Origin of the sequence: Burkholderia sp. HAN2018 (assembly GCF_024704855.1) — a bacterium.
Classification (GTDB): Bacteria; Pseudomonadota; Gammaproteobacteria; order Burkholderiales; family Burkholderiaceae; genus Burkholderia; species Burkholderia cepacia.
In genome coordinates, this window is the sequence record NZ_QOBB01000242.1 from 1 (window position 1) to 10,139 (window position 10,139).

General features: G+C 67.0%; 10 protein-coding genes. 4 read left to right on the plus strand and 6 right to left on the minus strand.

Annotation, left to right across the window (positions count from 1 at the left end):
- Both DPV74_RS34770 and DPV74_RS34775 read left to right on the plus strand, forming a co-directional pair.
- A partial coding sequence (locus DPV74_RS34770; protein WP_119338843.1) for an MFS transporter occupies window positions 1-743 on the plus strand: 743 nt, incomplete at its 5' end.
- A 144-nt stretch (window positions 744-887) separates the two neighbouring features.
- Window positions 888-1,658: an ABC transporter substrate-binding protein gene (locus DPV74_RS34775; RefSeq protein ID WP_119338844.1), complete on the plus strand. Its 771-nt coding sequence runs from the start codon at window positions 888-890 to the stop codon at window positions 1,656-1,658.
- Between the two features lie 78 nt (window positions 1,659-1,736).
- On the opposite strand, the gene DPV74_RS34780 is transcribed toward DPV74_RS34775, so the two are convergent.
- A complete protein-coding gene (locus tag DPV74_RS34780; protein WP_059693783.1) occupies window positions 1,737-2,120 on the minus strand; it encodes a hypothetical protein in 384 nt (127 codons plus the stop codon).
- Window positions 2,121-2,343: 223 nt separating this feature from the next.
- Here DPV74_RS34780 and DPV74_RS34785 point away from each other — a divergent pair, with 223 nt between their 5' ends.
- The gene (locus DPV74_RS34785; RefSeq protein WP_059687671.1) at window positions 2,344-2,865 is read left to right on the plus strand and encodes a GNAT family N-acetyltransferase; all 522 of its coding nucleotides are present in this window, start codon (window positions 2,344-2,346) and stop codon (window positions 2,863-2,865) included.
- 134 nt (window positions 2,866-2,999) lie between these two features.
- Here the strand turns inward: DPV74_RS34785 and DPV74_RS34790 are convergent, their stop codons facing one another.
- The 5 genes from DPV74_RS34790 to DPV74_RS34810 all read right to left on the minus strand — a co-directional run bounded on the left by DPV74_RS34790 (window position 3,000) and on the right by DPV74_RS34810 (window position 8,668).
- Window positions 3,000-4,457 (minus strand): amidohydrolase family protein, encoded by a 1,458-nt coding sequence (locus DPV74_RS34790; RefSeq protein ID WP_119338845.1) that lies wholly within the window; start codon window positions 4,455-4,457, stop codon window positions 3,000-3,002.
- A 150-nt stretch (window positions 4,458-4,607) separates the two neighbouring features.
- Window positions 4,608-6,086, minus strand: a complete 1,479-nt coding sequence (locus DPV74_RS34795) for a sodium:solute symporter (RefSeq protein ID WP_119338846.1) — start codon at window positions 6,084-6,086, stop codon at window positions 4,608-4,610.
- Window positions 6,083-6,313, minus strand: a complete 231-nt coding sequence (locus DPV74_RS34800; RefSeq protein ID WP_119338847.1) for a DUF3311 domain-containing protein — start codon at window positions 6,311-6,313, stop codon at window positions 6,083-6,085. Before DPV74_RS34800 ends, DPV74_RS34795 begins: the two co-directional genes overlap by 4 nt.
- Window positions 6,314-6,352: 39 nt before the next feature.
- Entirely contained in the window at window positions 6,353-7,477 is a 1,125-nt protein-coding gene (locus tag DPV74_RS34805) for a porin (protein WP_162923225.1), read from the minus strand.
- A gap of 303 nt (window positions 7,478-7,780) precedes the next feature.
- The gene (locus DPV74_RS34810) at window positions 7,781-8,668 is read right to left on the minus strand and encodes an IclR family transcriptional regulator (RefSeq protein WP_060208244.1); all 888 of its coding nucleotides are present in this window, start codon (window positions 8,666-8,668) and stop codon (window positions 7,781-7,783) included.
- A 294-nt stretch (window positions 8,669-8,962) separates the two neighbouring features.
- On the opposite strand from DPV74_RS34810, the gene DPV74_RS34815 reads away from it, so the two are divergent.
- A complete protein-coding gene (locus DPV74_RS34815; RefSeq protein ID WP_060171306.1) occupies window positions 8,963-10,045 on the plus strand; it encodes an ABC transporter ATP-binding protein in 1,083 nt (360 codons plus the stop codon).
- The last annotated feature ends 94 nt before the right edge of the window (window positions 10,046-10,139 follow it).

The window sequence follows — 10,139 nt, forward strand, 5'->3', positions numbered from 1 at the left end:
CGAGCCCGTGGCTCGCCGCGCACGGCGGCTGGCATCTCGCGCTCGCCGTGTGGGCCGTGCCCGCGCTCGTCACGCTCGCGCTGTGGCGCGCGAAGGCACCGCGCGACACCGTGCACGCGACGGCCGCGACAGCGCCGCTCACTGCGTTCGCCCGCATTCCGCGCGCGTGGCAGCTCGCGCTGTTCTTCGGGCTCAGCAACAGCGGCTACGCCAGTCTCGTCGCATGGCTGCCCGCGTTCTACCGCAGCATCGGCATGAGCCCGCAAGCGAGCGGCAACCTGCTCGCGTGGATGGCGCTGTTCCAGGCGACCGGCGCGCTCGCGATGCCGCTGCTCGCCAAAGGTTCGTCCGACCGCCGCGCCGTGCTGTGGCTCACGCTCGCGCTGCAGGCGGCCGGCTTCGCCGGGTTCGCGACGCTGCCCGTGTTCGCGCCGTGGTTCTGGGTCGCATGCGTCGGCCTCGGTCTCGGCGGCTTCTTCTCGATGAGCCTGATCGTCACGCTCGACCACCTGCCCGATGCGCGGCTCGCGGGCGCGCTCGCCGCGTTCGTGCAGGGCATCGGCTTCCTGACCGTCGCGGCGAGCCCCTGGCTGATCGGCTGGCTGCGCGACGCGGGCGGCGGCTTCGCGACCGCCTGGTGGATGCATCTCGGCGTGATCGCCGCGATGGCCGCGCTGAACGCCGTGTTCTCGCCCGCCGGCTACCGGCACAGCATGGCGCGCCTCACCGGCGCCGCCCGCTAAAGCCCCCTTTCGAATCCGGACGCTTCGCCGGCCGCTTCCGGCAAAGCGTCCAGCCGCCCGCGCGTGGCCGGGCGCGGGCAGTCACGCCTGTCGGCCGCCAGTTCGCTTCACCACATACAACATCGATCGGTATTGGAGACAATCATGAAAAAGCTCGTTCTCGCCATCGCGCTCGCGCTGACGGCAGGCGCCGCCGCCGCGAAGAACCCGGCAGTCCTGCGCCTCGGCGTCGACCCCAGTTATGCGCCGTTCGAATCGCTCGCGCCCGACGGCAAGCTCGTCGGTTTCGACATCGATCTCGGCAATGCGATCTGCGAACGGATGAAGGTGCGTTGCGTGTGGGTCGAGAACGCGTTCGACGGGATGATCCCGGCGCTGAAGGCGCGCAAGTTCGACGGCGTGCTGTCGTCGATGAGCGTGACCGAGAAACGCCTCGCGCAGATCGCATTCACCGACAAGATCAACAACGTTCCGCCCCGGCTCGTCGCGCGGCGCGGCTCGAACCTGCAGCCGACGCCCGAATCGCTGCGGGGCAAGAGCGTCGGCGTCGAGCAGGGTTCGACGCAGGAGACTTACGCGCGCACGTACTGGGAGCCGAAGGGCGTGATCGTCCGCACGTACCAGACGCAGGATCTCGTCTACCAGGACCTGCTGTCGGGACGGCTCGATGCATCGCTGCAATCGTCGGTGCAGGCCGACCTCGGTTTCCTGAAAACCGCGAAGGGCGCGAACTTCGAATTCGCGGGGCCGCCGCTGCACGACCCGAAGACGCTCGGCGTGGGTTCCGCGATCGGCGTGCGCAAGGATGACGACGCGCTGCGTATGCAGATCAACCAGGCACTCGCGAGCCTGATCCAGGACGGGACGTACCAGCGGATCGCGAAGAAGTATTTCTCGTTCGATATCTACAACTGACGGACGCGTAGCGGACAACACGAAGAGGCGTCACGCATGAATGCGCACGCCTCTTCTTCGTTAACCGAACGATATCGACTACGCCGCTCGCTGCAACAAATCCGTCGCGAAAGACCTCGCATGCTCGACGGCTTCCTGCGCATCGCCGAACACACCGAGCTGATCCCAGTGTTCCTCGGCCGCATACGTCCCCTTCACGGCAAGCGCCCGCTGAACGCTCAGCTGCGCTGCGTACTTGCCGTCCTCCAGCGGTCGAGCCGTCGCCACCACCTTGTGCGGCGGGCTCGCGCGCTCCGGCTGAATCAGTTCGACAGCACCGCCGGCCGTGTCGACGTACATCAACTCGTTCCTGGCTTTGCAGTCCGGGCAGTAGAAGCACCAGCCCGCGTCCTCCTGATGGGGCCTGACCTGCCCGCGAGCGAGCACGGCGCGGCATTCAACGTTTTCGCAGATGAACGGCATGGCAGTCTCCGAGGTTGTTTGCGGAAAATCCTAGCATGTCCGCCGAAGGTCAACCACCGTCTTCGTCATCGACATGGCCACGGAGCGTGTGGTGCGGATCGCCGAGACGGTCAGGCTCCCCCCAACCTTTCACACGCCGTACACGCGGGTCGACCGGATGCTCGCGAGCCCGACGTCACCCGGGCTAAACTGTCTGTCCGACCGACGAACCGAGCCATCCTTCATGTTGATCCGCGTTGCAACCCTGTCCGATGCCATCCCGCTTGCCGAATTGAAGCGCGACACGTTTCGCGAAACCTTTCTTCAGGACGGATTCGGCATCGACTACCCGCCGAACGACCTGGCTGCGTACGAGGCTCGAACCTACTCGGTAGAAACGATCACGGGCCAGCTCAACGATCCCGAATGCCGCACATGGGTCGCTGAAAGCGACGACGGCACGCTGGTGGGCTATGCGCACGCGGGGCCGTGCAAGCTCCCGCACCCGGACGTCGCAGAAGGTTCGGGGGAGATCCATCAGATCTACCTTCGGCGGGGTACGCAAGGAACCGGCGCCGGGCGCGCCCTGTTCGACTCCGCGCTGGACTATCTGGCAACGGAACGGCCCGGCCCGGTATGGCTTGGTGTGTGGTCCGGCAACGCGAAGGCGATTGCCTTCTATGAGAAGGCAGGGTTCACGCGTGTCGGTACGTACGATTTCAAGGTCGGGGAATCGACCGATTTGGAATTCATCTATCGGCGCTGAGGCGGTGGGCGGAAACGCGGGCGCAATCAACACGCTGCGGCCAACCAGGGCATCGCCAACGATTCGGCGGCGTTGCCGAACGAACAGGCCGGCCACGCCGGCCCGCCACTGCACGACAACGCCCACCTGCCCGCTCAATAGCGGCTGCGCCCCCACAGCGTCTTCGGCTCCTCGAGCAAATGACGCAACCCGCTGCGCTCGATCGTGATTGCCGCGACTTCGTTCACCCGTTCGAGCACCGCGTTCTCGTCGACCGACAACACGCGCCGATCCTCCATCAGCACCCGTCCGCCCACCATCGTCATGCACACGTCGGCCGCGTTCGCGAAGCACGTCACGCGATACACGGGCATGTTCATCGGCATCATGTGCGGCCGGAACAGGTCGACGAGGATGATGTCGGCGAGCTTGCCGGCTTCGAGCGAACCGGCCTCGTGATCGATCGACAGCGCCTTCGCCGCGTCGATCGTCACCATCTCCAGCACCTTGCCGTGCGGCAGCACGTCCGGGTCGCGGAAATGCCGGCGGTGGTAATGCATGCACTGCCACATGTGACGGAACATGTCGTAGCCGCGATCGGGCGCCGCACCGTCCGACGCGATCGCCACCGTCACGCCCGCATCGATCAGCTCGGGCACCGGGCAGCGCCCGATGATCGACATGATCGCGCTCGGGTTGTGGACGATCGCGGTGCCCGTCTCGACGCACGCCGCGATGTCGTCGTCGGTCAGGTCGATGCTGTGCGACATGAACGACGTCGGGCCGAGCAAGCCGAGCTCGCGATGCGCGAACGCGAGCGTGCCCGCGCGGTGGCCGTCCTGCGTGAACGTCAGCCCGCGCTCGCGTGCGAGCGCGCCGTAGCGTGCTGCCTGGTCGCGGAAGTCGTGCTCGTACCGCGCAAGCTCGGGATCGTGTTCGGGCCCGTACACGGGCAGCGTGAGCGCGATGCGGATCCGGCCGTCGGCATCGCCGTGGCATTCGTCGACGATGCGCTCGCATACGTCGAACATCGTGTCGAAACCGATGTCGCGCGTGTCGCTGCCCTCCGGCGTGTGGCGCGTATAGGCACGCGGCGCGGGCGGCCGCGACGGGCCGACCGCGACGATCGAGCGCGTACCGGTGCGCACGACCGCGTCGCAATGGCGCCGCGCGTAGACCGGATCGTCGACGCGCATGATCGAATTGCCGCCGCCGAGCAGCGACACGCCGGTCGTCACGCCGGCCTTCAGGCGTTCGAGCGCGGCGAGATGCGATTCGGCCTCCCAGAACGCCTCGTCGGACGCGCGCGTGTAGATCGTCTCGGCCGCGGCCGACCACGCATCGCCGTCCGCGCCGCCGATCGTGCGCAGCATCGCGTGACCCGCGTGCGCATGCGCATCGATCAGGCCCGGCAGCACGGCCTTGCGGCGCGCATCGATCGTGCGCGCGGCACGGTAACGCGCCTGCAGTTCATCGGTGCCGCCCACGGCGACGATGCGTTCGCCCTTGACCGCGACCGCGCCGTTCTCGATCACGCGCCGCTGCGGGTCCATCGTGATCACGCAGCCGTTCGCGATCAGCGTGTCGATCGCTTCGCGGTCGTCCTCTCGCATGCCCTCTCGCTTGCCCTCGTTAATCATTGTTCAGTGTCCTGTTGTGGTTCGATGGGTCTTGCTGCCATCCAGTGGCCGAGAGTGGCCGAGCGGCCGGGCCGCCGGGCGAAACCCCGGCGGCCCGGCGACGGCGTCATGCACGAAAAACCGTCACGCCGAACCGACCGGCGCGGCGACCCGCGCCTTCAGCTTGCGCTGCACCGCGCTGATCACGACGAACACCAGCGCGTTCACCGCGAGCGCGACGAGCCCCGGGTTGATCGACGTCAGCGTGTTCGACGCGCCCGGGAACAGCGACGCGAGCGTCACGCCATAGTAGTTCGTCATCGCGATCACGATCGCGCCGGCGACGATGCCCGCGAACGCGCCTTCGCGCGTGCCGAACGGCCGCTTCAGGAAGCTCGAGGCGAGCATCGGCACGAGCTGCGTGAGCAGGCTCGACGAGAAGATCGCGAGCGTGACGAAGGTCGCGCCGCCGCGCAGCACGAAGTAGACGACCACCAGCGTGAATATCGGCAGCGCGATGCGCGCGACGCGTGTCACCTCGCGATCGGTCGCGTTCGGTGCGAAGCCTTCGCGGTAGATGTTGCGCGCGATCGTCGTCGATGCGTTCAGCATGATCAGCGACCCCGGCACCAGTGCGGTGAGCAGCCCAGTGCCGCCGACGATGCCGACGAACCACGCAGGGAACGTCTGCTTCACGAGCCGCAGCAAAGCGAGATCGGTCTGTGCGCCTTCGAGCCCGTGCACGGTCATCACGGCCGCGAAGCCGACGAGGAACAGGAACGCGATCAGCACCTGGTACAGCGGCATCAGGATCACGTTGCGGCGCAGCGCGCGCTCGTCCTTCGCGACGTAGATCGCGGTGAAGCCGTGCGGATACAGGTAGTAGCCGAGCGACGTGAGCAGGATCGTCGAGTTGTACCAGCTCAGGTTGAAGCCGTGCTCCGGCATGCGCAGCAGTTCGGGATGCGCGGCGTCGATCTTCGCGAACATCTCGCCGAGCCCGCCGTAGTAGTGCATCGGCAGGTACAGGCCGAGGAAGATCGCGATCGCGAGGATCAGCACGTCCTTGAAGATCGCGATGCTCGCCGAGCCGTGGATCCCCGACACGACCATGTACACGGCCATCAGCGTCGCGGCGATCCAGATCGCGGCCGCCTGCGGAATCAGCCCGTACGACATCTCCGACACGATCACGCCGAGCCCGCGCAACTGGATCATCAGCAGCGACACCATCGCGAACACCGCGACGATCGACACCAGCACGCCGATCGCGCGGCTGTCGTACTTCGACGCGAAGTAGTCGGCGAACGACACGAGCCCGTGCGCCTTCGCGTAACGCCAGATCGCCGGCAACATCCAGTAGCCGATCACGAACGCGAGGCAGCCGTACGACAGGATGTAGAACGCGGGCACGCCCTTGCTGTAGGTCCAGCCGCTCGCGCCGAGGAACGAGAACGTCGAGAACGCCTCGCCGGCCATCAGCAGGAACGTGAGCAGCGAGCCGAAGCCGCGACCGCCGACCGCCCACTGCTCGAGCGTGAGCTTGCGGCCGCGGCGTGCCGTCACGCCGATGGCGAGCGCGAACACGGCGAACGCCGCGATGATGACGATCGACGCGTTCATCGCGCGTCTCCCGAACGGCCGGCGCGGGCCGCGTCGCGCGCGTCTCGCTCATCGCGCTCGTCGAGATGGAACAGGATCGCGAGAATCGCGGCCGTGGCCGCCATCCAGACCAGGTTCCAGACGAGCAGGAACGGCAGCCCGAGCAGCAGCGGACGCGCCTCGGCAAGCGAGCCGCCCGCATACATCCCGACGAACGGCAACGCCGCCAGCAACAGTTTCAGTTTCATGAGTGCCTCCTCCGGAAGACGCGCGTGTGCGTCAGAACATCAGAACTTCTGGCGGATGCCGACCACCACCGCCACCTGCGACGTCGTCGTCGACGCGCTGTCGGTGCCGTCGATCCATGCCTGGCCGACACCCGACGACGCCTTCTGGTAGAAGCCGTTCACGTACACGTCGGTGCGCTTGGACAGCAGGTACTGCACGCCGGCCGATACCTGGTGGTAATGGCCGCTTTCGCTGGCGCGCGCGACCTGCGTATAGGTGTAGCCGGCCGCCGCCATCAGCGCGGGCGTGACCATGTAGCGCAGGCTGCCTTCGTAGTTGTTGAAACGCAGCGCGCCGCCCGTCGCCTGGCCGAAGTTCGAGCCCGTATACAGCAGGCCGAGCGTTGCCGGCCCGATCGCGTAGCTGCCGCCCGCCCCCCAGATCTGCTGGCGGATCGCGCTCCCGAGGCGTGCACCGAACACCGATGCCGACGCCGGATAGTAGTTATCCGAAGCAACTGCGCCGCTCGCGCTGACCGCCGGATGGTTCACGCCCGCATACGCGGCGCCCGCGTTGAGCGGCCCGTTCACGTACGTGACGCCCGCGCTCCAGCTGTTGTCGTTCGCGAAACCGGTCGAGTTCGAGAAGCCGTATACGAGGTTCGCCTGCAGGCCCGCGATCGTCGGCGACACGTACTTCACCGCGTTGTTGAGACGGAACGTGTTGTTGATGTCGTCGTTGTCGAACGGGTGCGTCGAGTATTGCGCAAGGAAGCTGCTCATCTGCAGCGAGCCGAGGATGTCCTGCGTCGAGTTGTACTGGCGGCCGAGCGTCACCGCGCCCCAGTTCGCGCCGCTCAGGCCGACCCACGCCGAACGCCCGAACATCCGGCCGCCCTGCCCGAGCGCGCCGTTCGCGACGTTGAAGCCGTTCTCGAGGCGGAAGTTCGCCTTCAGGCCGCCGCCGAGATCCTCGGAGCCGATCAAGCCCCAGCGCGGCCCCGATTCGTTGCCGCCCGTGAACTGCCACAGCGAATGGCCCTTCGCGTTGTTCGTGTAGGTCACGCCCGCGTCGACGATCCCGTACAGCGTCACCGTCGACTGCGCGTGCGCGGCGCCGGCAAACAACATAGCGATCGCGGCGCCCGTCGCGGCGCCCGTCTTCCCACCCTTCATTCGCACCATCTCCGTCATCTCCTCTCCAAACCTGCTCATCGATGTTGTGTTTTGTTGGTCCTGCCCATGCATCCCGACCGGGTTGTATAGACAGTCGCTGGATGGTATCCAGCCGCAATCACATCAAGAAATGAAATGTTCAACTGGCCGGCAGTTGGAAATCGAATGAGAGGCGATGGAGGGGAAATGAGCGGGGGTCGCGCGACCCCGCAAGGGAAACGAAAGCACGCAGGCCCGCTGGACGCGGTACGTTTTGATCGGACGTGAATGGCTTGCGTAAGCAAGCTGACGAAACGGCGACGCGCGAGGCGGTTATACGGTTTTCCCTGATAGCCCGTGCATCGGCCGCCGCAACGCGGCATCGAACGGATTGGTACGTGGCCCGATCGCGTCGGCCTGGCGCCGCAGCAGTTCGACGACCATCGGCATCCGGTCGTCACCGAGGCGTGACGCGAGCGTGCCGACGCTCAACGCGCCGACCGGATAGCCAGTGCGATCGAGGATCGGCACCGCGACACCGGCCATCCCGTCGAGCACGCCGCTGTTGCGGCCCGCGTAGCCGAGCTGCCGCACGCGTTCGATCTCGGTACGCAGGTACACCTCGTCGAGCACACCGTAGCCGCGAATGCGCGGCACGTTGAAGCGGATCACTTCCTCGCGTTCGGCTTCCGGCAGGAACGCGAGGATCGCAAGGCTGCCTTGTCCGACACCGAGCGCGATGCGGCCGCCGATGTCGCCGGTAAACGAACGGATCGGAAACGGCCCTTCGCACAGGTCGAGACACACGGCGTCGAAGCCGCTCTTCACGAGCAGGAAGATGGTCTCGCCGAGGCTTGCGCACAGCCTCAGCAGCGCGGGACGGCACAACGTGCGCATGCTGCTCGGGTTGCCGGCCTGCGCGGCGAGCGCGAAGAAATCGACACTCAGGCGGTACAGCTTCGACTGCTCGTCCTGTTCGACCATCCCTTCCGCGATCAGCGATTGCAGGATCCGGTGCGCGGTGCCCTGCGTGAGGCCGACGGCCTTTGCCAGATGCGTGACGCGCACGCCGTCCTGCTGCATGCCGGCCAGCGCGCGCAGGATCGCGAACGCGCGCTGCAGCATGCCGGTGCCCGGTGCGCCGGCCGCATCGACGGCGTCCTCGTCCGGGCGCGGCGCGCGTGCGGCCGGCGACGTTCCGGTCGAATGGGATTCCTGCATGCCGGCTCTCCTCGATGATTTCATTGAACGGAATAAGGTAGCCGCCATTGTCGTCCCGCCGAAATTCCACGGGCATCCGGGTGTGCACGGGATTGACGCGTGCATTTCGCGGCTCGGCCACGCCTCATTCAACGGAACGATCCGCCCGCGATTTCACCAACTGTTCCGGTCAATGGAATTTTTCCGAAATTCCTCCCGTTCATCAGAATTCGAAATTGACGCGCCGAAATATGGCTGGCTAGAGTCCGCCACATCGGTACACCGGCCACGCGGTGTGCGAACCCGGAGCTTCCCATGTCGTTTCTCACGCTTACGGATCTGACGAAAACCTTCGGCGAGCTCACCGCCGTCGCCGACGTCAACCTGTCGGTCGAACAAGGCGAATTCGTGTCGCTGCTCGGGCCGTCCGGCTGCGGCAAGACCACCACGCTGCAGATGATCGCGGGCTTCGTCGACGTCACGCGCGGCCGCATCGCGCTCGACGGGCAGGACATCACGCACCTGAAGCCGAACCGGCGCGGGCTCGGCATCGTGTTCCAGAGCTATGCGCTGTTTCCGCACATGAGCGTCGCCGAGAACGTCGGCTTCGGCCTCGACATGCGCGGCGTCGACAAGGCCGAGCGTGCCGAGCGCATCCGCGCGGCCCTCGCGCTCGTGCGTCTCGACGCGCTCGCGCATCGCTTCCCTCGCGAGCTGTCGGGCGGCCAGCGGCAGCGCGTCGCGATCGCGCGCGCGGTCGTGATCGAGCCGCCGGTGCTGCTGCTCGACGAACCGATGTCGAACCTCGACGCGAAGCTGCGCGAGGACATGCAGTTCGAGCTGCGCGCGATCCAGCGCAAGATCGGCACGACGACGATCATGGTCACGCACGATCAGTCGGAAGCGCTGTCGATCAGCGATCGCGTGGTCGTGATGGAAGCCGGCCGCATCACGCAGACCGATACGCCGTACCGCGCGTACGAACGCCCGGAGAACCGTTTCGTGTCGCAGTTCATCGGCAAGGCGAACCTGCTGCCCGGCACGATCGTCGCGCACGACGGCGATGCGATCCGCATCGACCTCGGGCACGATCTCGCCGAGACCGGCCGCACCGCGCATCTGCCGCCGCGCGAGCGCGACGTGCGCGTGGGCGATGCGGTGTCGGTCTGCATCCGCCCCGAAAAGCTGCGGCTGTGCGCGCCCGACGCGGGCCGCTTCGCCGCGACCGTCACGAGCCGCTTCTTCCTCGGCAGCCAGTGGCTGTACCGCGTCGACAGCGCGCTCGGCGAAGTGCTCGTGTGCTGCCAGAACGAAGGGGCGGAGCCGCTCGCGGAAGGCGCGCCGGTCGGGATCGACTGGCACAGCGACGCGGTGCGCGTGATGCGCCGGGAGGCCTGAATGGGACAGCCTACCCGTCCGCTCCCGACCGACGGCGCGCCGGCCGCGCTCGCCCGCCCGGTCGCGGTTTCCGCCGACGCCGCACCGGCACGCG